At 45.7% G+C, this 21,937-nt stretch carries 20 protein-coding genes; 2 read left to right on the top strand and 18 right to left on the bottom strand.

Going from position 1 to position 21,937, the window contains the following annotated elements; all coding sequences use genetic code 11:
* Positions 1 to 162: 162 nt before the first annotated feature.
* The 18 genes from ACLWBB_RS13200 to ACLWBB_RS13285 form a co-directional block, all read right to left on the bottom strand.
* Positions 163 to 606, bottom strand: coding sequence for a hypothetical protein (locus ACLWBB_RS13200; RefSeq protein ID WP_413287999.1), 444 nt, complete (start codon positions 604 to 606; stop codon positions 163 to 165).
* Positions 596 to 1,630: a glycosyltransferase family 9 protein gene (locus ACLWBB_RS13205; RefSeq protein WP_413288000.1), complete on the bottom strand. Its 1,035-nt coding sequence runs from the start codon at positions 1,628 to 1,630 to the stop codon at positions 596 to 598. Before ACLWBB_RS13205 ends, ACLWBB_RS13200 begins: the two co-directional genes overlap by 11 nt.
* A gap of 11 nt (positions 1,631 to 1,641) precedes the next feature.
* Complete coding sequence (locus ACLWBB_RS13210) at positions 1,642 to 2,793, bottom strand: glycosyltransferase family 9 protein (protein ID WP_413288001.1); 1,152 nt, start codon at positions 2,791 to 2,793, stop codon at positions 1,642 to 1,644.
* Between the two features lie 48 nt (positions 2,794 to 2,841).
* Positions 2,842 to 3,948 (bottom strand): DUF3108 domain-containing protein, encoded by a 1,107-nt coding sequence (locus tag ACLWBB_RS13215; protein ID WP_413288002.1) that lies wholly within the window; start codon positions 3,946 to 3,948, stop codon positions 2,842 to 2,844.
* Positions 3,949 to 4,830, bottom strand: a complete 882-nt coding sequence (locus ACLWBB_RS13220) for a lysophospholipid acyltransferase family protein (RefSeq protein ID WP_413288003.1) — start codon at positions 4,828 to 4,830, stop codon at positions 3,949 to 3,951. It lies immediately after the preceding gene.
* The gene (gene lpxK / locus ACLWBB_RS13225) at positions 4,802 to 5,821 is read right to left on the bottom strand and encodes a tetraacyldisaccharide 4'-kinase (RefSeq protein WP_413288004.1); all 1,020 of its coding nucleotides are present in this window, start codon (positions 5,819 to 5,821) and stop codon (positions 4,802 to 4,804) included. The genes ACLWBB_RS13220 and lpxK overlap by 29 nt, the downstream gene beginning before the upstream one ends.
* The gene (lpxB, locus tag ACLWBB_RS13230; RefSeq protein ID WP_413288005.1) at positions 5,818 to 6,966 is read right to left on the bottom strand and encodes a lipid-A-disaccharide synthase; all 1,149 of its coding nucleotides are present in this window, start codon (positions 6,964 to 6,966) and stop codon (positions 5,818 to 5,820) included. The genes lpxK and lpxB overlap by 4 nt, the downstream gene beginning before the upstream one ends.
* Entirely contained in the window at positions 6,963 to 7,889 is a 927-nt protein-coding gene (locus ACLWBB_RS13235; protein ID WP_413288006.1) for a Gfo/Idh/MocA family protein, read from the bottom strand. Before ACLWBB_RS13235 ends, lpxB begins: the two co-directional genes overlap by 4 nt.
* Positions 7,882 to 8,694, bottom strand: coding sequence for an acyl-ACP--UDP-N-acetylglucosamine O-acyltransferase (gene lpxA / locus ACLWBB_RS13240; RefSeq protein ID WP_413288007.1), 813 nt, complete (start codon positions 8,692 to 8,694; stop codon positions 7,882 to 7,884). The genes ACLWBB_RS13235 and lpxA overlap by 8 nt, the downstream gene beginning before the upstream one ends.
* A 31-nt stretch (positions 8,695 to 8,725) precedes the next feature.
* Positions 8,726 to 9,232, bottom strand: a complete 507-nt coding sequence (locus tag ACLWBB_RS13245) for an OmpH family outer membrane protein (RefSeq protein WP_413288008.1) — start codon at positions 9,230 to 9,232, stop codon at positions 8,726 to 8,728.
* A 51-nt stretch (positions 9,233 to 9,283) separates the two neighbouring features.
* Positions 9,284 to 11,731: an outer membrane protein assembly factor BamA gene (bamA, locus tag ACLWBB_RS13250; protein WP_413288009.1), complete on the bottom strand. Its 2,448-nt coding sequence runs from the start codon at positions 11,729 to 11,731 to the stop codon at positions 9,284 to 9,286.
* A 104-nt stretch (positions 11,732 to 11,835) separates the two neighbouring features.
* Positions 11,836 to 12,522, bottom strand: a complete 687-nt coding sequence (locus ACLWBB_RS13255; RefSeq protein WP_413288010.1) for an ABC transporter ATP-binding protein — start codon at positions 12,520 to 12,522, stop codon at positions 11,836 to 11,838.
* The gene (locus tag ACLWBB_RS13260) at positions 12,515 to 13,744 is read right to left on the bottom strand and encodes an ABC transporter permease (RefSeq protein ID WP_413288011.1); all 1,230 of its coding nucleotides are present in this window, start codon (positions 13,742 to 13,744) and stop codon (positions 12,515 to 12,517) included. The genes ACLWBB_RS13255 and ACLWBB_RS13260 overlap by 8 nt, the downstream gene beginning before the upstream one ends.
* A protein-coding gene (prfB, locus tag ACLWBB_RS13265) for a peptide chain release factor 2 (RefSeq protein WP_413288012.1) occupies positions 13,744 to 14,884 on the bottom strand; the annotation gives its coding sequence in 2 pieces (ribosomal slippage) (positions 13,744 to 14,802 and positions 14,804 to 14,884; 1,140 coding nt in all). Before prfB ends, ACLWBB_RS13260 begins: the two co-directional genes overlap by 1 nt.
* A gap of 69 nt (positions 14,885 to 14,953) precedes the next feature.
* Positions 14,954 to 15,721 (bottom strand): alpha/beta fold hydrolase, encoded by a 768-nt coding sequence (locus tag ACLWBB_RS13270; RefSeq protein ID WP_413288013.1) that lies wholly within the window; start codon positions 15,719 to 15,721, stop codon positions 14,954 to 14,956.
* A gap of 92 nt (positions 15,722 to 15,813) precedes the next feature.
* Entirely contained in the window at positions 15,814 to 16,509 is a 696-nt protein-coding gene (locus ACLWBB_RS13275; protein WP_413288014.1) for a DUF4336 domain-containing protein, read from the bottom strand.
* A gap of 45 nt (positions 16,510 to 16,554) precedes the next feature.
* Positions 16,555 to 16,992 carry an rRNA maturation RNase YbeY gene (gene ybeY, locus ACLWBB_RS13280; protein ID WP_413288015.1) on the bottom strand — a complete coding sequence of 146 codons (438 nt, stop codon included), beginning with the start codon at positions 16,990 to 16,992 and terminating at the stop codon, positions 16,555 to 16,557.
* Positions 16,989 to 19,400: an HD family phosphohydrolase gene (locus tag ACLWBB_RS13285; protein ID WP_413288016.1), complete on the bottom strand. Its 2,412-nt coding sequence runs from the start codon at positions 19,398 to 19,400 to the stop codon at positions 16,989 to 16,991. The genes ybeY and ACLWBB_RS13285 overlap by 4 nt, the downstream gene beginning before the upstream one ends.
* Positions 19,401 to 19,511: 111 nt before the next feature.
* Here ACLWBB_RS13285 and mazG point away from each other — a divergent pair, with 111 nt between their 5' ends.
* Both mazG and ACLWBB_RS13295 read left to right on the top strand, forming a co-directional pair.
* Positions 19,512 to 20,417: a nucleoside triphosphate pyrophosphohydrolase gene (gene mazG / locus ACLWBB_RS13290; protein ID WP_413288017.1), complete on the top strand. Its 906-nt coding sequence runs from the start codon at positions 19,512 to 19,514 to the stop codon at positions 20,415 to 20,417.
* Between the two features lie 450 nt (positions 20,418 to 20,867).
* Positions 20,868 to 21,929 carry a hypothetical protein gene (locus tag ACLWBB_RS13295; protein ID WP_413288018.1) on the top strand — a complete coding sequence of 354 codons (1,062 nt, stop codon included), beginning with the start codon at positions 20,868 to 20,870 and terminating at the stop codon, positions 21,927 to 21,929.
* Positions 21,930 to 21,937 lie beyond the last annotated feature (8 nt).

The raw sequence follows: 21,937 nt of genomic DNA on the forward strand, positions 1-21,937 counted from the left end.
ATTTAACAGAATTTTTTGCCATGGGCTTCACTACATTTGAACTCACACCCAACACCACTCTGTGGACGTCAACCAAGGTCCCATCAACAAAACCCGAAGGAGCGGCGTTCTACCGCTTGGAGCATTAGCTCTCCTCATATCCTTGGATATCAGAGTACAGGCTTACTTAGAAACCGTAGCACCGCCACAGTTTTCGAATTGGATTGTGACGACCATCCCCGAGGTCATTCCCAAATAGCTACGTGGTTCTGCACAGCCCTTGGTTTTTACTTCGATGGCGTATGAGGCATCTCTCGCCACTGGGATTGCAACCTTGTCACCCTTAAAACTATGCTCTTGATCCGCTTTAGAAACCTCGTTGACGATCTTCACCGTCGTTGGACCACATAAGAACGTACGTTTTGGATCTTTATCGAACTTTGTACGGCACTTCACTACGATATTTCCCGGCACCACGTCCCCACGCTCTGGCGGAGGATTTGTCTTCACTGCCACTTCCGTCGGAACCGTCGCCACAAAAGGCTTACTGTCTGCAGGCTTTGTTTCTGTTACGCACGCCGAAAGAAGAACTGCGAAAACGCCGTACACTGCTTTTTTAAGCCCCATGAAGTACTCCCTTTAATTTTTCCAGCACTTCGTCCTTGCTGATACTCTTCATACACACGTGAGTCCCGATCGGACACTTTTTATGACCATGCTTACCACAGGGTCTACACTCAAGATCCGGCTTTTCAACAACGAAAACATGATCCTGCCATGGGCGAAAACCAAATTCCAAAACCGTCGGCCCAAAAACCACCACCGACGGAGTCTCGCTCGTCGCTGCTAAGTGCATCGAAGCGCTGTCATTGCCAACCACAGCCGCTAACTGAGAAAGCACCAGTGCCGATTCATAAATACTGGTTTTCGCACAAAGATCCACCGCTCCCGGAATTTGCCCCGCCACACGAGCACACAGAGCTTCTTCTCCAGGGCCGCCCATAACCAAAACAGGCACACCTTGCAATGAGAGTTTTTGACCCGCTTGAATATAACCTTCTTCGGTCCAACGCTTGGTTGCCCAAACACTGCCCGGAAATAAAGCCACAGACTTCGCAGCTTTCTCGCGACTCAACGAAAACTTCGCCAGGGTTTTTTCGATGTCTGCAGAATGATGGTTGTAAAACCCGCGCAGACTCATCGATGCCCATGAAGGAGTCGCCGTCAATTTTCCATCGGCAGCCACCGTGTAAGCTTCGCTGTAAGCGGCATAGGCATCAATATTGTTTTTAAGATTGGTATCGAAGTTCTGCAAAAGACTCAGCTGACGAATGGCATCTGGAAGTTCGTAATTTTTACGAACGCGCTGCCCATAGAAAAGTCCGTTCCAAGCTTTAGCAAACGCGATTTTCTCGCGCGCTTTAATTTTACTGACAAAAAAAGCAGTACGAAGGGACTCATGTGGGGAAATCACGCGCTCTACGTCGACTTTACTCAGTGCTTGCAACACTTGTTTGTAGGAATCGCTGTCGCCTTTTTTAATTTCAAAAACCTGATCAACTATTTGAGTTTTCGCAAAAAACTCACCAATGCCTTTACGGCACACCAAGATCAGCTTTTGATCCGGCCACAGCTCTTTGATTTTTTTCATGAGCGGAATGCTTAAGAGCAAATCTCCGAGAAAGGCTGTTTGGATGAGGACGTTGGCAGACACTGGCTAAAACCTCTTTTAAGTGCTTCAATCACTTCTACAATCGAGACCTGATCGTAGCACATTGTCTGTTTATCGCAAACCCTCTTCCAGCACGGAGCGCACGCGGCTTTCGATAAAATCTTCTCACCGCGTCCATAAAGATCGATTTCTTGAGCACATGTGGGACCAAACCACGCAACAACATATTTCTTTTGCGAGATCGCCATGTGCATTCCCAGGCTATCTCCAGTTAGCACCACGTCACAAGCCGCAACACTCACTAAACCGTCCCTCAAGCCCGATGTCGTTGAGCTCTGAACCACCGACAAACCTTGACCGATTTGCTGATTTCTTTCAGTGTCCTCAGGCCCCCCAAGTAGAACAACAGTCACGTTCAACTCGTTTTGAATTATTTGAATGATACGTCGCTGAAAATCTACAGAGAGTTTTTTATACGGAATCACCGAACTGCAGCCTGTATTTAGGCCAATTGTAACTTCACGCCCTTGCAGCCACTCTTGGCGGCGACGAAGCGCTTCTAACTGTTCTTCAAATGAAAGATGCAGATCGTATTCGTCTCTTTGAAACTCGCCAAGCTCGAGAGCCTCCACCATCAACTGAGTTTCCGCTTTGGTATTCACAAAAAACTTTTGTTGATTATCAAGGCCCAACTGCCAAAGCTCGTTCGCCGCAGGTGTCGCAGGTAAAATGGCACCGCCACGGGCATCCGCTTTAAAGCCAAAGACCACATCTGCTTGCGTCTGCTTCAACACTCCTGCTGCCTTCAAGGATTTATCAATCATGAAAGCAGTATCAAATTCTAAAGCTGAAAGAGTTAACATATCGTCAGCTTTTGTCGTCAGAACGCGATCAATTAAAGGATGATTTCGCAACAGCTGATCACTCGGCGCATCCGTGACCCAAGTCACATGACTTCCGGGATATTTGCGCTTTATGCCTCGAAGCAAACTTGTTGCTCTGACAACAGCGCCGATGGCACCTAAGTGCACAATCAAAACATATGAGGATGGAATAGATTTATGCAGGCAAGAATCCTCACAAGAGGAGTTTTTACCGCAAGGTTTATAACCCGAGAAATGCCGACAAGATGTAACCGCCATACAAATAGTTTACTTGGGTTTTGGCGGTCTGAGGACTCGACCTAGAGCTTATTTTTGTCCAGGAGTTATCGAGATAACCTCTGAAACCAGGGTCCCGATCTTGATTTCGGACTCAATTTTAAGTGGGTACTTGTACTCATCGTCCGAAAGCCAAATCAAGATATCCCCGACTGGCTTGAACTTACCCTTAAGAATAATTTTTGGCTGTATGACCAAAGCGTTCTTTTCACCGATCTCAGTTTTGATTTTCTCGCGACGGAGACATTTTCCACTGAAAATCAAATTCTGCTCGTCATCCGCTACGCGGAAGGCGATTTCTTTGCCGGGTTCCCATTGGAAGTTACGCATATAGAAAACCGCGCTGAATACGTTTTGGGAATAAGGCAAAATATCCCAAGCTTGTTTTTTTTCTTCAGCACCGCTTTTTTCAGTGACCTTCTTTTCCCAGAAAGTGGCGCGATTGGTCTTTTCGTCAAAGAGCATACGTGCTTCGCGCAATTGGCTGGATTCTTTCACATGCAAAGCAAAAACCCTCGGCACTAAGGTTTCAAAATCTACAAAAGTCTCTACGCGGTCATCGACACTGTACAAACGAGAGTACATCGGACTCGTTTTGATTTCGGTCACAAAGTTATAGGCCTTGCGACCGTTCACAGCCACCATGGGCTCTACTTTCAATTTCAAAGTTCCCGCGGTAGTTGCGAAATAGCTAACTTCGTGAGTAACAACCTCACCAACGCTGAATGGATCTTTCAGAGGACGACGCCCTTGAAAGCCAGCATCGTCTTCGATCTCTGGCTGACGACGTTGAGGAGCCGCAGGCTCTTCCGCCTTTTTTTCTTTCTTAGCTTTTTTCGCCACTACTTTTTTTTCAGGCGGCTTTACGACGGCCGTTTTCACGTCACTTTTCTTCTCTGGGATGAGGTTCTTTTCTAACTCAGAGGGTGTGGCTTTTGGTGCCGGAGTCGTGACATTTTTTTCCACAGGTGTGGCTGCTACATCGGCGCCTGAAGTACTGACCTCAGCACCCTCGATACGCACGGCCTTGTCGAACTCGGTGTTGGTCTCGAGCTCTTTCGCCTTTTCATACTTTAAGGTCGAAGAAGCACAGGCAATGAGTAAAATGCAGGCAACAAAATAGTAAAACCTTTTCACTCAAAAATCCTTCCAACGACGATGCACCCACATCCACTGCTCGGGGTGACTTCTTACGATTTCCTCAATCTTATCATTAAACCTTTGGGTGATGGCAAGAATGGTTGCATCTTTATCCTCGGTAACCAGATCTAGAACAGGCACTTCGTCCCCAAAAACCACATGCATCTTCTTGTCGGCCCCTTCGTATGTGTAGATCGGCACGACAGGAGCCTTGGTCTTAAGAGCAAAAAGAGCTAGACCATACGCTGTTCCCGTTCTTTTGCCAAAAAACGTCGTGGCGATTCCATAAGGGCGTCCCATGAACTGATCCACTACAAAAACCACGGCTTCTTGACGCTTCAGAGCCTTCAAAATGTCAAAACTGGTTTTATCCCCATGAGCATCGATGTAACGAACACCTTTAGCGCCGCGAAATGAAAACCACAGGTCATTGATGAATTTGTTTTTAAAAACTTTGGTGATGATTGTAACTGGCTGGCCACTCATCACAATGGCCGTCGACGCCAGATCCCCATTGCCTAAGTGCAGACTCAGAGCCAGAATCCCTTTGCCTTTTTCTAGCGCCTTCTTAAGATTCTCTTGCCCCTCAAAAACCACTTCGTTCTGAAGCCATTTTTGATTGAGATGAGGAACCGTGAAGAACTCAAAAAAGCCTCGTCCCATATTGTAAACGCTCTCGCGCCCAACACGGATGCGTTCTTTTTCACTCCACTCAGGAAAAGCTATCGCCAAGTTTCCAAAGACAACATCTCGGCGCACTCGCAATAAATCGATCCACAAAAAACCAATGAACGATCCCAAGGCGCGGACCCAAGAACGCGGCAACAAAAACAGAAAGTAACTCAGAATTTTAATGCAGAACTTGATCAAGGATCTCATAAAACTCATCTTCCTGGGATAGAATACGCACCTCGAGAGGAGCATACCACAAAGGCACATTGTCAGGCCAAAGAGGTCGCAACTTTACAAAATCTTTTTCCGTTGTCACGATATCGGGACTTCCCGCCTTTTGCCATTTCTCTAGAATTTCAGCAATGTCCGTCTGTGAATAAGGATGGTGGTCTTTATAAACAAGGTGTCCTCTTTTTTCTAAAGAGAACTTTTCAAGACTCTTTTCAAAAGACGATGGCTGCGCAATTCCCGACAACAAAAGCACCGGCTGCCCAGCAATGCCCTTGAGAGACTTTTCAGGCCCGCCGCGAATGCTGAGAAGTCGCATCAGTTCGTAGCTCATCGGCACAATCGGCTTGCCAAATTCTTTAAGTTTTTCACAAAGCGCATCCACGGCTGCTGGTTGAGCCAAGTTCACCTTGCTTACAACAAAAGCCGTGGCACGAGCCAAGGACTCCCAAGACTCGCGTGCTCTTCCCAGAGGAACACACTCGTAGTTTTCCAATGGCTCTGTGGCATCTAGAATTACAATATCAACGTCACGATACAACTGGCGGTGCTGAAAACCATCATCCACGACGATAACCTGAGGGCTGACTTTTTCGACAGCAAGCTGAGCCGTTTCAAACTTCACTGGTCCCACAAAAAAATCTGTCTGAGGATTTCGTTGCGCAAGCAAGACCGGTTCATCTCCGAAGTACGCTGCGGCATTTTCGTGATCCAAATTTACTTGGGCAGCTTCAGAAACCAAAGCCTTATAATTGCGACTAACGACAGCCACCTTTACACGGCGGCGCTGAAAATATTTAAGGCAAAAGTCTGTGACCGGAGTTTTGCCAGTTCCACCCATGGTAATGTTCCCCAGGGCTAATACCGGAATTGGCATTTCCAACGCAGTCACGTAGTCATGGTCATAGAGGTAGTTCTTTAAACCAGCCACTTTTTTATACAAAAAACTCAGCGGCTTCAAACCACTCATGACTTAAAGAACTCCTCCAAAGAGCGTGCTACACGAGCGGTCGCTCCTTTATCACCCAAATGCTGGCGAAGTTCGCCAAGCTCTCCGCGAACTTTCGCGGTATACTGGGGATCTTGGAAGTAACGATCCATAAGTTCAAACAAGGTGTCCGCGTTCGCATCGCCTTGCCAGCGTTCAGGACATACTTCGCGGTTTAGAATCAAATTCACCAAACCAAAGTACTTCACTCCATGCACCAACAAACGAGCAAAAAGTCCCGTGAGGGCCTTCATGCGGTACATGATGACCATTGGTTTTTGCAACAAGCCCACCATCAATGTAGCAGTCCCTGAAGCAACAAGAACAAAGTCCGCCAAATGGATCATGCGCGAAGGATCATCCTTCATAATGACGTATGGCAGACGGAAATTTTCCAAATACGGTTCCAACTTCTCTTTATCAAAAGTCGGCGCCACCATGATCAAAACCTTCAAGTTTGCATACTTCTTAGAAAGCTTACGAGCCACTTCCAATTGAATGTCAAAGTGCTGCTTAAGCTCAAGGTTACGACTTCCAGGCATTAGGCCAAGGACGATCTCGTCATCGCGAATGCCACACTGATTACGATGGTTTTTGAAATATGTGGGATCGTAAAGCTTTTCATCAAGCTCGTCCAAAATCGGATGACCGACGAATTCGCAAGGCACGTTATGTTCCTCATAAAAAGGAACTTCGAACGGGAATAAGACGAATACTTTTTTGCAGTACTTCTTAATGGTCTTTACACGACCTTTGCGCCAAGCCCACACCTGCGGAGAAATATAATAGACAACTGGAATTCCCAAAGCATGAAGCTTTTTTGACAGCATCAAATTGAATTCAGGGTAATCCATGACAATAACAACTTTAGGTCTGCGAGCCGCAGCGGCTGCCACCAAGTCATCAAATACTTTTTTAAGGCGGCTGTAGGCACTGATAATTTCCGCGGCACCAACGACGGCCATTTCTTCGGCCTTACCGATACGCTCAAAACCCAATTTTTCCATGTCACGGCTGCCGACACCGAAAGCTTTGACCGGAAAATTATTTTTTTGCCAGTATTCTAGTAATCGCTGGGCGTAGGTCACGCTCGACGCTTCAGCGGCGACGATCATGACCTCATTCATAAGCGCGCCTCAATAGCGGCTTTAACTTCTTCGATAGCTTTCAAAGCTTTCAAACCATCCAAACCGTTAACGACAGTTGGTGTGTTGTTCTTCACAGCTTCGATGAATGCATCTGTTTCTTTTTGAAGAGCATCTTCTTTAGTTACAGTCCAAGTGCTGACCTTCACGGGCGTGTCACCACTGCCAGGCTCGTTCTTTTCAAGCTCGAGAGTGCCCGTATTTGCATACAACACACTGCCCTTTTGAGTCGCACGAATCCAGCGCTGCATGTTTGAAGACACACGGCTGACATTGATGTACACCATCAAGCCAGATTTCATTTTAAACGCAACTTGTGCTGTATCTAGCTCTGAAGAAATCAGTTTCGAACCAGACGCTGTAAAGCTTTCGATATCACTGTCTGAAAGCCAGTACAAAAGATCCATATCGTGGATCATCAAATCATGCAGAACACTGACGTCCGCACCACGAGCTTTGTAAGTCGCAAGGCGTGTCAGCTCCAGAGTCTTTGTATCTTTCAAGTGCTTTTTAAGTTCGATAATAGAAGGATTAAATCTTTCAATATGTCCCACGGCTAACTTCAGATTTTTTTGCTGAGCCAGATTCACCAGCTCTTCAGCCTGAGGGATTGTTGCTGCAATCGGTTTTTCCACATTCACGTGGATACCATTTTGCAAGAATAACTTCGCCAATTCATAGTGAGATTGCGTGCTTGCCGCAACAGTCACCATATCGACTTGGCCCACAAGATCTTGGGCTTTATGAATGGCCGCGACACCTAGTTCTGCAGCCACTTTGTCAGCTTGAGCCGGAGAAAAATCACAGACCCCGACAAGCTGAACATTTGAGTTCTTTGTATATTTTTGAGCGTGAAAAGTTCCTAAGTAACCAACGCCAACAACCGCAGCACGAAGCTTACTCATCAGAAACCTCTTTTTGGTTGCGGGCAATGGCGATACCACGTTTAGAGCTCTTCACGAAATGAATGAAGTGCTCAATATTTTCACTGTCTTTGCACTCGGTACGAATGCGCTCGATGTTTTCATCCACGGTGCCTGTTCCCATCACAAGAATACGCACAGCTTTATGAACATTGTTTGCTTCATCACGACCGAATCCACGACGAATCAAACCGATTTTATTTGTCGCACGCACGATTGCCCAGTGGCCTTCGGCTCTGACAAATGGAGGAATGTCTTTATTGACGACCGATCCGCCAGCGATGAAGCTGCCGCGACCGACTCTTGTGAACTGACTGAAGCCGCACATCGCACTGATCACGACGTTATCTTCAACCTCACAATGTCCGCCCAATTGCGAGTTATTAGCAATAACCACGTTATTACCAATCTTGCAGTCATGCCCAAGATGGGCGTAAGCCATAATGTAGCAGTTGTTGCCAACTTCAGTTTTCTTGTCGGCTTTAGACGTTGCTAAGTTGACGGTGGAAAACTCACGGAAGGTGTTGTTGTTACCAATAATTAAACTGGTTTCTTCATTTTTAAAGGAAACATCTTGAGGAGGGCCGCCGATCACGCAGCCCGGAGAGAAATGATTATTCTCTCCAATCTGGATGATTCCGCTTTTGTACCCGAGAGTCACGTGCCCCTCGATGAAGGTGCCTTTTCCGATTTTCCCTTTACCTTGAATCAGGCAGTAGGGACCAATTTCAACATCTGGACCAATTTCAACATCGGGTGAAACCACACTCGTTGGATGGATTTTCACGGGACTCTCCTCAATTTCGCACTAAAGCGAACTATTTTTCTTTCTCGAAGGCTTTTACAACAGCGTCAGTAAGATCAGAATCAGCAGATGCGTAAAGAACTCCCTGGTTGTTTTCAAGAACCATAGAGTAACCTTTTTCTTTAGCCACTTTCTCGATTACTTTTTTCATTTTTTCCAAGATAGGAGCCGTCAAGTCGCGCTCTTTCTTTTGGATTTCGATTTGGCTCTTACCTACCACATCACGGTACTTCAACATTTCTTCTTGGAATTCTTGTTGTTTCTTACCAAGAACTTCTTCAGACAAAACAGATTTTTTTCTCTCAAGGTCTTCGCTCATTTTTTTCAAATCAGCTTCTTTTTTCTCGAGTTCTTTTTTCTTTTTGTTGAACTCACCTTCAAGCTCCGACTTTGCTTTTTTACCAGCAGCCGTAGTTTGGATCGCCTTCTGCATATCAACAAAGCCAATTTTTGCATCAGCGGCATGAACCAAACCTGCTGCCAAAATCAAACCTGCGATCACCGTCATTTGTCTTTTCATCTATCCTCCAGAATCCTTTGTGTTTAGTAAACTTATCCTTAAGCTATTAAATTAAAATGGTGTCCCAATCGAGAAATCAAAGATCATAGAATCCTTATGATACACAGGATCTCGATTCAATGGGAAGCCCCATTCGAAACGAAGTGGACCGATTGGCGAGAACCAACGGATCCCGAAACCAACGTCCGAGAAGAAACGATCATCAATCAAGTGATCTTCAGCCTGACCGACATCGTAGAAAACAACACCCATGATTTTAGCTTCGTTGATCAACGGGAATTGCAATTCTGTTTGGTACATAATTTGCTTTTGGCCCCCGAAGAAAACCATCGCTTGCTGAGCTGCTTGCTCTGGTGGAACACCCTTCCCGGTCAAATCAGCATATCTTTGTGGCGAGTAAACTTGTTTACCCACGGTGTATGGACGGTAACCACGCAAAGAGTAAGGTCCACCCAAAAGATACAATTGATTGAATGGAGGATCCTGCTCACCCAAGCTCGAAATTTGTCCGTAAGTCAGGGAGTTTCTCCAAATCACATCCCAGAAGATATTTTTGAAGTAACGGAAGATCCCTGTTCCCTTTTGGTATTTCAAGTCCCCGCCAAGTCCTGCGTACTCATAAGACAAGCTGGTCAAAATACCTCTTGAGGTCATGAAGCGGTCATTACGAGTATCGTACTGAACAGTCGTCGTCACCGAGCTTGTGTAACCATTCGCTGTATCAAGAGGGAATACTGTGTAATCAGTCACTGGATTGCCATCTTTATCACGGACTGGATCCAATCTGGTTTTATCCAATTTGTATCTTACGATCCCGCGCCAGTCTTCCCAGAATGGATGCCCCATGCTGACCGCAGCCCCTGTACGCTTCTCATCGTACTCAGTACGGCCTGTATCTGAACTTTGATAAAGCTCTCCGCCCAAAGACCACAATGTGTCTTGGAAGTAAGGCTCAGTGAAAGTGAAGTTATAGTAGCTGCCTGTATCACTGATATTCAATGAGGCGCCAAGATTTTGACCTTTCCCCAAGAAGTTCGTCTGATTGACTGAACCTTGAAGAGTAAAGCCCGTCACAGAACCGTAACCCGCGCCTAACTGAATCTGACCGGTGTTACGCTCTTTCACCATGATGTCCATATTCAGAACATCTGGCTTATCTGGAGACGTCGAAGTTTTAAAGTTTACTTCCTCGAAGAAACCAAGACGTTGGACGCCTTCCAAAGAAAGACGGCGGCGAGTTTCATTGTAAAGCTCGCCCTCGCGAACTCTCAACTCACGACGTACGACTTTATCACGTGTCTTGCTGTTACCAACGACGTTGATTTTACCGAAGTAAACTTTGTTGCCCTTATCAAACTCGAAAAGCAAATCCACCTTCAAAGACTTGTCATCAATACGAGTGCGCGGAATGACGTTGGCAAACGCATATCCCAAGTCACCATACTTTGCTTGAAGGTCGCTTAAGTCCTTGTACAAAACGTCGTACGCAAAAACTTTTCCAGGAGTCAGTTTGATCACGCTGAAAAGTTCATCTTTAGCAAAAAGAACGTCGCCGCCAAAATCGATTTCACCGACATTGTACTGCTCGCCCTCTTCTACACGCATCGTGATGTAGATGCTCTTCTTATCCGGAGTCACATACACCTGCGGACGATCTACTTTTGCCTGGATATAACCTTGGTTATAATAAACGTAACGGAGAGCCTGAGTATCACGATCAAAAGCTTCCTGCTTGTACGCACCGGAGCCACTCATGAATGAGAAGAAGCCACCTTCTTTGGTGATCATGTTCCCCTTCAAGGTGTCTTCAGAAATTTTCTTCGCACCTAGAATTGTGATCTTTTTTACTTTTACTTTGTCGTTTTCTTGGATTTTGAAAACAAGACGTACAGATTCGTCTTTTTTAACGTCTTCAACAACAGGCTCAATCTTTGCCAAGAAGTAGCCTTTGTCTTCGTAAAGCTTTTGCAACTTCTCAGTCGCTTCTTTGAGCTTGCTCATATTCAAGATCTCGTAAGACTTGATTCCTACACTCTCAGCAAGGTCTTCACTCTTCACTTCGGCATTGCCTTGATAAACAATCTCAACGATCGAAGGCTTTTCAGTTACGTGATAGACGAGACTTACTTCGTTGCCTTTGATTTCACGATCGACTTCAACGTTCACGAAATAACCGCTCTTGAAAAGAGCTCTCACGTCTTCACGAATTTTTTCATCCGTGTAGCTTTCACCCGTTTTAGTCACCAAACGATTCAGGACCGCATCTTTCTCAAGCTTTCTCATCCCAGTGACATCGGTGCTTTTCACCACAAGTTCACGAGTAAGAGTTCCATTCGTCGTGCCGTTTGTTTTTTTAGAATTTTTATTGGCGGTATTTTTGGTAGCTGCTTTTTTGGTGCGAGACGCAGTCTGAGCGAAAGACTCCGTCACCGATACATTCGTCATCACCAAAAGAATGAGGATAAGAATCAAGCTGTGCAGTGTTCTTTGTGGTCGCAATGTCGGACTTCCTTCGTTTTAAAGTTTTCAAAATTCCTAAGATATTTTGAGCACTTACAAAAATAAAATGAAAGCCTAGCCCAAGACCTAGGTCTTGTCAAACATTAGACCCACTGCCCATCTTTCATGCGCAGGATTTTGGGGAATTTTTGAGCAAAGGTTAAATCGTGAGTTACCACTACCAGCGCAAGTCCCATGCGTTCTTTGAGTTCAAAAAATAGATCTTGAATACGCTGACTGTTTTGCATGTCCAAGTTTCCAGTAGGCTCATCCGCGAAAAGTACCTTGGGACGACGAACCAAAGCGCGCGCAATAGCAACACGCTGCAACTCGCCGCCGCTCAACTGCGAAGGATAGTGCTCAATTCTTGAGCCAAGTCCCATTTGATAAAGCAATTCGGTGGCTTTATCTCGAGCGTCACGAACAGATTCCCCAGCAATACGACAAGGTATCATGACGTTTTCAAGCGCCGTAAACTCTGCAAGCAAATGATGGAACTGAAATACAAAACCCATCTTTTCGTTGCGAAAAAGAGACAGTTCTTCATCGCCCATCTCTAAAAGATTGTGCTCGTTAAAGAAAAGCTGCCCGCTTTGTGGGCGATCGAGCGTTCCAAGTATCTGCAAGAAAGTGCTCTTTCCTGCACCTGAAGATCCAAGAATACACAAGGCCTCTCCTTCGTGAATGTCTAATGACATACCACGCAGGATCTGAAGCTCGCCCCCATCACCTTGGGGATAATTTTTTACGATGGAGTCTGCACGAATCAAGGCCGGAGTTCCATTAACCATATTTTAATCCCTCAACTGGATTGAGCTTCGAACCCCTTAGTGCTGGAGCCAAAGTTGCCACAAAACAAATTAACATCGTCGCTAAGGCGATAAAGATCCAATCCACAAAACGCACTTCTACCTGAATGGAATCCACGCGATACACCGAGCCAGACAAAATTCCCAAAGCACTGTCTAGAACTGTAAAGCCTAGACAAAGTAAAAGCCCAAACAGAGTCCCAAGCCCCAAGCCCAAAGCACCCATCAAAAGCCCCTGCAAACTGAACATTTTCAAAATGCTCTTCTGCGGAAGCCCCAAAGCTTTCAAAATTGCAATATCAGCATAGCGCTGAACGACGTTCACAAACAAAGTGCTCGACACATTGAATGCCGCAACAACGATGATGATAAGAACGACAAAGAAAATAACAACACGTTCAATCTTCACGGCTTCGAAAAGATTTTCATTTAAGTCGCGCCAGTCACTGACCCAGTAATTAGGCCCCAATGACTGACTCAAGTTGAAAGCGGCGGTTCGCGCATAGTTGATATCTTGAAACTTCATCAAAAGCCCGCTGTAACGATCTCCGATTTGCACTAGATCTTGAGCAGCCTTCAATGTCGAAATGATCATGCGCTCGTTCCAGTCGGTTTTGCCCATATCGACAATGCCGCTTACTTGAAACTCGACGATGCGTCTTTGAAATCTTCCAGGATCAAGCGCATCCGGAATCGGCATAACCACACGGAACGTGTCGCCGATTTTAAGCCCCACTTTTTGCGCGATTCTTTTCCCAATCAAAGCCGGAGTTTTTCCAGACTCTGCCGGTTTCAAATCCAACTTTCCTTCTACTAAGCGCGAAGAGAAATTCAAAACATCCGGAGCTTTTTCTTCGTCGATCCCTTGAATCATCACCCCTTGGATGACACCTTGGTGCGCCAACACCGCTTCGGTACGCAGATACCTCACGGAAGAAACTAGGGTTGGTTCAATCTTGCGGATTCTGGCTTCCAGCTCTTGCCAAGGCTCTTGAAAGGTCGCCCTTTTTACAAGCTGCACATGTCCCGTCATATCCGCCATAGCGGAACGCAAAGTGGATTCAAATCCACTCATCACCGCCATCGAGGCAACAAGTGCGCCTACTCCCAGAATGAGTCCCACCAAAGAGAAAACTGCCGATCCCCCGAACAATGTTCGTCTAGAGAACAGCAATCTGTAGGCAATCCAAAAAAGATCTTTCATTAAGTGGCCGCCGGTTCTGCCTGAGGCTGAGTCGCATTCGATTTCAAGTAAGCCATGATGAACTCATCAAGCTCACCATTCATGATATCGTCGACTTGATTGGTTTCAAAATCAGTACGGTGGTCTTTGACTAACTGATACGGATGCATGACATACGAGCGGATTTGCGATCCCCACTCGTTCGCCTTTTTTTGTGAGTTCATTGCATCTTTTTCGGCGTTCTGTCTCTCGACCTCTTTTTCATAAAGGGCCGCTTTTAACATCTTCAAAGCTTTTTCACGGTTTTGAATCTGACTGCGTTGAGTTTGGCAAGACACGATAATTCCCGAAGGCAAATGGTACATACGAACGGCAGAGTCCGTCTTATTGACGTGCTGACCGCCGGCGCCGCTAGATCTAAAAGTTTCTACTTTCAAATCTTCAGGACGAATTTCGATATTAATATCATCATCGACCTCAGCCCAAGCAAAGACCGACGCAAACGAAGTATGTCTGCGGGCATTGGAATCAAACGGAGAAATACGCACCAAACGATGCACGCCAGATTCAGCCTTCAAATATCCATAGGCATAAGGGCCTTCGATCAAAAGCGTGCAGGATTTAATCCCAGCACCTTCGCCCTCGGTCATATCCAAAAGTTCTACTCGATAACCATGCTGATCAGCGTAGCGCGTATACATACGCATAAGCATCTGAGCCCAATCACAAGACTCTGTTCCGCCAGCACCTGAGTTGATTGTTAAATAAGCACTATTGGCGTCGGTTTCACCGCTGAGCAACCGATTGAGCTCAAGATCACGACCGATTTTTTCAATCACTGCAATTTCAGTTTTAACTTCGCCAAAGGAGGCTTCGTCCTGTCCTTCGACCGCCATCTCAAGCAAGACTTTGGCGTCTTCAAGGCGACCGCTGTAGGACTTCCACTCGTTCACGGCTTTTTCCAGCAGTGTTTTTTCTTTGTTTATTTTTTGCATTTCGGCGGGCTTTTCCCAGATTGCGGGATTCTCAGCCGCCATAGCGAGCTCAGCTAAACGCTTTTGCTTTTTATCAAGGTCAAAGATACCCCCGAAGTTCTTGGCCGAACTTCTCAAGGTCTGCGAGCTTTCTCTTTACATCAGAAATTTCAGTGACAATGGACATGACTCTTCCTTCAAGGGTCCCAGTGTAGCGGGCCCCCCTCCAGAGTCAATATAATGACGGTTTGCGAAATCACTTCAAGCTGTCAGCCGCTTCTAGAATGACCTTGGCGACTTCTTTAGGCTTTGAATTCATAGGCACATGACTTGTTCGCAAGCGCTTTACTTTCGCATGCATTTTTGTTGAGACATCGTTCTGTAAATCCGGGTGAATCATGTGATCATCTGTTGCGACCACATACCATGTGGGCTTGGTCTTCCAGGCCGCCGTCGTGATTTTTTCATTGAATGTCTGCACACCAATCGGCCCTTGAGTGACCGCCATAACTTTGGTTCTGGATTCCGGCAAGTCTTGAGCGAAATCATTGATCATGCCGTCTTCAGACAAATACAAAAAGCCGAACGGATCCGCCTTAATTTTCTTGAAGCCCACAGGTGTTTCAAACTTATTCACAAGCTCCAAGGCAGACTGCCCATCATCTGGAGCAAAGGCCGCAACATACACCATCGCTGCCACTTTCGGGTTGTTTCCAGCTTCTGTAATCACAACCCCACCCCAAGAGTGTCCCACTAAAATCACTCGGCCACTTTGACCGTCAATGACTCGCTTTGTGGCAGCAACATCAGCCGCCAAAGAGGTCAGTGGATTTTGCACGGCCACGACCTTCAAACCTTTACTCTGTAAAAGAGGAATAACGTCATTCCAAGAGGAGCCATCCGCAAAAGCACCATGAACTAACACCACCGTTTTATCTTCAGGATCTGGAGCCGGGGCGACTTTTTTAGCATGAGCCACGCTTGAACCAAGTACGAATGCGCAAAGAACCACTAAGAATTTCATAAACTCGTTCCTCCAAATATTTGATGAAATTTGAAGGAACGATATTCTCAGGTTTTTATGGGCCAAATATGACTGAGATGTGAAGAAAAGAACTAAGAGTTCGTGCTCGCAAACGCCGCCAAAGGCTCTTGTAAAACATTGTGAGCATGCCCTACAACAATATCTCCGTGAGCGACCACAAGATTCTCTGGATTCCACGTCAGAATGCGTGAAGCAGCCTTATGAAGGCTCTCTTTATCATTGAAAAATACGCGACCCAAACGAGTCATTGCCAGGCGTTTGTAACCACCATTGATTCTTGCAATCAATGCCTGAAACCAGCTGTCGAATTTATGAAAATTAAACAGCATATCTGTGACGACCACCGTTTTAGAGGCTTTATGGAAGAAAATCACTTCTTCAAACATCGGGGGTTTTGCATGAATCGAGACCATATCCACAAAGGCACTCCACGGTGCCACTTGGTGACTGTCCAAAACATCCGTAAATGAAATATCAGGACGCTTATCATGAAGGTCTTTAGGCCCCCAGATTTCAGCTCCAGGAAAGGCCGCTGCGAATTTATTCACGAATTTGTGATGCATGCAGTTTGGTGCAACGATGTATTTAACAAGGCCAATGCCTTCGATGTCTTGAATCATTTCTTGCGTGGGTAAAATTGGAGAAATCACCATCAGGTTACTGGCATCTAAGCGAAGAATCGTCATTCTCAAGGGAAACTTCATCCCCTTGTCATTCAAATAGCCTTCTGCGATCCAAACACCTTCGCCAATGGATTGTATTGCCATGATGCTGTCCCCCTACAAAGAGTGTCTGTCGAGAGAAACTAAAAATCAATCCAGGAGTTTAGCAAAAACCGCGTCTTGAATGCCAAACATTTCTTCGGCATCTTTCGGCCCGGTTTCATGATCGTAGCCTAATAAGTGTAATATGCCATGCAAGATCATGTACCCGAGTTCTTCTTGATATTTCAAACCATGCTCTTTGGCTTGTTTTTTCAGAACTTGGGGACACATGATGAGCTCCCCCAAAGAATCGGGGCTCATAGAATCAAAACTTAGGACATCCGTCGCATAGTCCTTGCCACGGAATTCTTGATTGGTTTTTTTGGCTTGTGCGGGATTCAGAAAAACCAGCGTGAGCTCTTTACGGGCATCTTCTTTGCTGAAGACTTTGCGTTTAAGAAACTCTTTTTGAACCTGTAGACACCAATTTTCGATGAACTTCCTAGGAGCTCTCACCGAGCTCTGATTGATCACGAGGATCCTCATGCCTTTTCACCTAAACCACCACCCGCACTGCGAGGATAGTCGATACGTTGGTGATAAATACCAAGTAAGATGCGCGTGAAGGCGTTCTCAACCTTCGAAATATCTTTCAAAGTCAAATTACACTCATCCAACTGCCCGTCTTGGAACTTTCTTTGAATCACATTACGCACGATATTCTGAAGGCGTGTTGGTGTTGGTTCATCTAGCGAACGAGCTGCTGCCTCGATACTATCCGCAAGCATGCATAGTGCAGCTTCACGGAATTGAGGTTTCGGACCTGGATAACGGAAGTCCTCTTCGGAAATCTCGCAGTCATCTGCTTTTTTTAGGTCCACAGCTTTATTGAAGAAGTAAGAAATCAAAGTCGTACCGTGATGCTGGATGATACCATCAATGATTGGCTTACCAAGCTTATGTTGCATTCCAAGCTCTACGCCATCTTTTACGTGGGCAATCAGAAGGGTTTTACTCATGAACGGAGAAATCTGATCGTGTGGATTGTGCCCCGGCTTCTGATTTTCGATGAAGTAATTCGCGTGCTCGGTCTTACCGATATCATGGTAATAACACATCACCTTACCCAAAAGCGGATTGGCATCGATTTCCTCTGCTGCGGCTTCCACCATGCTTCCCACCATCATAGAGTGGTGATAGGTACCAGGTGCTTTTACGATCATTTCTTTCAAAAGAGGATGGTTCAAGTTACTGAGCTCAAGCAATTTAACGTCTGTCGTGTAATTGAAGATCGACTCAAGCATCGGAATGATCATCATTGTTAGCAGGGCGCTAAAAATACCGCCGATAAAAGCCGCTGGAACTGTGTAATACACTTCGTTCAAGGTGCCTTCTTGCTCGATCTTCGTGACTGTCAAAAGGAAGCCTACCAAAAGCGCATTCACAAGACCGGTACGAATACCCGCAAAGTAAATATCATTACGTGTTTTACACATGAACACGCCACGAGCCGCGGCAATCCCGCCAACCATCGTGACCAGCATGAAGTTGAAACTGAAATCCGTCATGATGCCCACGCAGAAAGCCATGAACGCGGTAAAGAGCCACACAACTTCACCAGAAGCTACCAACAGACCCATCATCATAGGTGCCGCTGCAACCGGAGCTGCATACAAGAATACTTTCGGCGTCAAAATATGACCGAACTTGGTGGCAAAGGCTGCATCCGTAATGAAGAGATAAACTTTGGTGATAAGAACCACGCAAAGAATGATCAACATCATCACCATTGAATCTTTCGGGAAGACGCGGACTTTATTCAGAGTAAAACGACGTAGGTAAGAAGCAAAAACCACAATTAGCAACGTTAAGAACGTAGCCAAAGAGAGCGTCATTAAGTTTCCGCGACGATCTGCTTGAATCGCCTGAACTTGACGAATCATCGCCATTTGGAATGGCTGAACCACACTACCCTGAGGCACAATAACTTGGTTCTTTTTGATAGTGATGTTGACAGGGATCACGGCATCACGCGCCGTTTGTTTGCGCGAAGCCACTTCTTGCTTATTCAACGTCAAATTCGGCACTACCAATGAACGCGAAAGATACAAGATATTGGCGCGATCACTCTCGGTCATCTTCTCGACGAGGCGATTGTTCGGGTCATAGTCGAAATGATCTGGATTTTGCAAATCCAAGATCTCCCCTTTTGGCAAAGTGAACTCGCGGCCCAGATTGCTTTTATGAACAACGCGGGCAATGACAGCACTTTGACTGCCAGGGATAAAGCGATCTGGAGCTTCGGCAATTTTCTTTTCGTACCAGTTCTCTAGATTGCGAATCAGCGCGCTTTCAACACGTGGGTTGAAGCGGTTTTCGATCAGCCACTCGAACATGAAATCAGAAATGCCGACGCCCAACTCTTTTTCGAACTGAGGTTTATGTTGGAAGAAATCTCTAAGTGCCTCTTCACGGCCTTTCATGGATTTCGGCCATGCAAACTCTCGCAAATAAGCGCGCTGTGTTCTGAACGAGCGGTAAACGCCCATAGAAACCCGCTCAAAAACCGACGTGTCATAGTCATAAACGACCGGAACCGTAAATTCAGCTTTGATTCGCTTTTCTTCGGTGGTTACTTCGTCCGTCATTTCGAAACTAAATGGCGAAATGACGTCATGCTTAGCAACGTCGCCCACACGGAAGTCGTAAGGAAGTTCTAATTGGAAAAAGATCAGGTAAGAGAGAACCAAGCAGAAGGCAAAAATGGTTCCGATGCGTTTGAGATAGAGACGACGTTCCAACTCCTCGAAAACGGAGTAGAAAATTCGACCAAAGAAAGTTTTCTCAATTCCTAAATGGGTGGCCCACTCACGGAACTTGAGGCTATGGTCTTCGTAGTTGACACGTTTATGAGGCGCGTCTGCTTTTTTAGGTCCAAATTTGTGCAACTGCATACCGCTTTAAGATCCCCGATCATCATACAACTTTTCGGATTTTTTGTCGAAATCCGCAGGCTTATGTGCTATTTCTCGGAGTAATCTCTTTCTTTGTCGAGGTCCCCAAATATGCCAAAAGGTCTAGAGAATCTCAAAGATATTCGTGAACGAATTCAAGCTTTAGTCGATATTGTTGCAGACCTTCGTGGGCCTAGCGGTTGTCCCTGGGATAAAGAGCAAAATCATAGCACTTTAGCGCGTTACGCCATCGAGGAAACCTTCGAAATGGTCGAGTCCCTAGAGGAAAGGGAAGCTCACCGACGTAAGATGGGGGAACAGTTCTCAACAAATGCTCCCGAGTTTATTTCGCTCAGTCACAAGTTCAAAGACGAACTCGGAGATGTGCTCTTCCAAGTGGTTTTACACTCACAACTAGCTACCGAAGAAGGCAGTTTCACTTTCGATGATGTTGTTCAGAACATTGCTGAAAAATTAGTCCGTCGTCACCCGCACGTGTTCAACGATGTGAGCGTCAGCGGCATTGATGAAGTTTGGAAAAACTGGGAAGCCATTAAAAAGGCTGAAAAAGCAGCACGTGGCGAGAAAGCCGCCCTGATTTCAGTTCCACCAAGTCTTCCCGCTTTGCAGAGAGCCCTCACCATTGGCGAAAAAACTAAAAAAATGAAATTCGACTGGGAAGGCCCGCAAGATGTGTGGTTGAAAGTCGAAGAAGAAGTCGCCGAATTGCAAGAAGCTATGGACAACGACGTGATGAGCGAGATTGAACACGAGCTCGGCGATGTGCTTTTTAGCCTCGCACAGCTTGCGCGCCACTATGAACTAGATCCAGAGCAAGTTTTGAGAATCGCCAATGACCGATTCCTAGGCCGCTTCGAAAAGATGATGCAAGTTTATCGTGAGAAAGCTCACGCAACAGCTCCCGCGAAGGACGCCGAAGAAGTCTTAAAGCATTTCGCCACTCTCTCTACAGAGGAAAAAGAAAAGTTCTGGACACTCGCAAAGCAGAGTACATAAAAAGGTACCTACTCGTTCTCTTGCATGTCTTGTGCCTCCCCAACTAGAAAAAGGGAGTACAAATTTTGAGAAAATTTCGTATGACTTCGTTCCCCGACCGTTAGTTTTACAACATTCACAAGTGCGCGCGATAACGCGAGAAATTTCCACGCCTGGCCTCGACTGTCTGAAAACTTTGCGATTTATTAAACATTCGCTCCAGGTGTTTATGCATCGACTTTAGAATGCTAAATATTCCGTCAAACAGTTCGCCACCAGAAATTTTTTTTGAAAATTGTTATTTTCCTATTTCCCTAGGTAATTCATATACATAACGAATCTCAAGGTGAGATTTCTGGACCATTCTTTAAGTCGTTTCAAGCACTTCGTGCACTTTTCGATTTTGCCCCTTGGCCCCATTAAACTGACCACAGATCTAGACGATAGGTCTCATGAACTGGGAGGTTCACAGTGAAAAGCCGCTTAGCTAAATTCTCAATCGCTTCAGCAGTAGCAGCAATGGTTGTTGGTTGTTCAAAAGGTGCAGACTCATTCTCACTGTTGTCCGATGGTTCAAGCTATAAGCAAAGTGCACAATATATTCCACGTAAAGTCGATATCCTTTGGGTAGTAGACAACTCCGGTTCTATGGCGACTTCACAAAAGAACTTGGCTGACAACTTTCCATCATTTATTCAAAAGTTCTTAGAAAAAGAATCTGACTTCCGCATGGCTGTTGTCACTTCTGATGCTTTCTTGGCGCCATATCATGCTAAAGACAAGCCGACAGTCTTTGACTACAAAGATCTTTCTTTGATTCGTGGTGGCGTGATGGATAAAAACACTCCGAATCTTGAGAGCGTATTCTTGACGAATATCCAACAAGGTACGAGCGGTTCTGGTGACGAACGCGTATTCTCTAGTTTTGAAACAGCTTTGATGGATCCACGCAACTCTGCGTTCCGCCGCCCAGATGCTTTCTTGGCTGTAATCATCGTGAGCGACGAAGAAGACTTCTCTCACAACGACAATACAAATGGCATGAATACATACAAATTCATGGAAAACTACGCTGATCCAACAATGTACTCTGTTCAGCACTACGTGGATTTCTTGACGACCTTCACTGCTAATGCGGGTTCAGGTAAGAACTTCTCTGTAAACACTATCAGCATCTTGGATCAAGCTTGTTTGACTAAGTTGCAAAACAGCGCCCAAAAAATTGGTCAACGCTATATCGATTTAGCAAATGCAACTGGCGGTAAAAAAGCCAGCCTTTGCGAAGACTTCTCTGACAGCTTGAAAGTTTTAGCGGATGCGATCGTTAATCTTTCTAGCGAGTTCTCACTATCTCGTGAACCAATTCCAGAAAGTATCGTGGTTACAGTCAATGGCGTAGTAGTACCAAATGATCCAGTGAATGGTTGGGTCTACAATCCAGCGACTATCACTCTTACTTTCAACGGAAGCTCGCTTCCGAAGAATGGTGATGACGTAAGAATTAACTTCGATCCAGCTAACGTAAAACAATAATTGGGATA

Origin of the sequence: Bdellovibrio sp. HCB337, from assembly GCF_047302465.1 — a bacterium.
In the GTDB taxonomy this organism is placed as follows: Bacteria; Bdellovibrionota; Bdellovibrionia; order Bdellovibrionales; family Bdellovibrionaceae; genus JACMRP01.

Coding starts and splice junctions, on each gene's coding strand:
- ACLWBB_RS13200 (WP_413287999.1), bottom strand. CDS start 606: ATGGGGCTTAAAAAAGCAGTGTACGGCGTTTTCGCAGTTCTTCTTTCG.
- ACLWBB_RS13210 (WP_413288001.1), bottom strand. CDS start 2,793: ATGGCGGTTACATCTTGTCGGCATTTCTCGGGTTATAAACCTTGCGGT.
- ybeY (WP_413288015.1), bottom strand. CDS start 16,992: ATGAGGATCCTCGTGATCAATCAGAGCTCGGTGAGAGCTCCTAGGAAG.
- ACLWBB_RS13275 (WP_413288014.1), bottom strand. CDS start 16,509: ATGGCAATACAATCCATTGGCGAAGGTGTTTGGATCGCAGAAGGCTAT.
- ACLWBB_RS13270 (WP_413288013.1), bottom strand. CDS start 15,721: ATGAAATTCTTAGTGGTTCTTTGCGCATTCGTACTTGGTTCAAGCGTG.
- ACLWBB_RS13205 (WP_413288000.1), bottom strand. CDS start 1,630: ATGAAAAAAATCAAAGAGCTGTGGCCGGATCAAAAGCTGATCTTGGTG.
- ACLWBB_RS13245 (WP_413288008.1), bottom strand. CDS start 9,232: ATGAAAAGACAAATGACGGTGATCGCAGGTTTGATTTTGGCAGCAGGT.
- ACLWBB_RS13285 (WP_413288016.1), bottom strand. CDS start 19,400: ATGCAGTTGCACAAATTTGGACCTAAAAAAGCAGACGCGCCTCATAAA.
- ACLWBB_RS13235 (WP_413288006.1), bottom strand. CDS start 7,889: ATGAGTAAGCTTCGTGCTGCGGTTGTTGGCGTTGGTTACTTAGGAACT.
- ACLWBB_RS13260 (WP_413288011.1), bottom strand. CDS start 13,744: ATGAAAGATCTTTTTTGGATTGCCTACAGATTGCTGTTCTCTAGACGA.
- lpxB (WP_413288005.1), bottom strand. CDS start 6,966: ATGAATGAGGTCATGATCGTCGCCGCTGAAGCGTCGAGCGTGACCTAC.
- mazG (WP_413288017.1), top strand. CDS start 19,512: ATGCCAAAAGGTCTAGAGAATCTCAAAGATATTCGTGAACGAATTCAA.
- lpxK (WP_413288004.1), bottom strand. CDS start 5,821: ATGAGTGGTTTGAAGCCGCTGAGTTTTTTGTATAAAAAAGTGGCTGGT.
- ACLWBB_RS13255 (WP_413288010.1), bottom strand. CDS start 12,522: ATGGTTAATGGAACTCCGGCCTTGATTCGTGCAGACTCCATCGTAAAA.
- ACLWBB_RS13220 (WP_413288003.1), bottom strand. CDS start 4,830: ATGAGATCCTTGATCAAGTTCTGCATTAAAATTCTGAGTTACTTTCTG.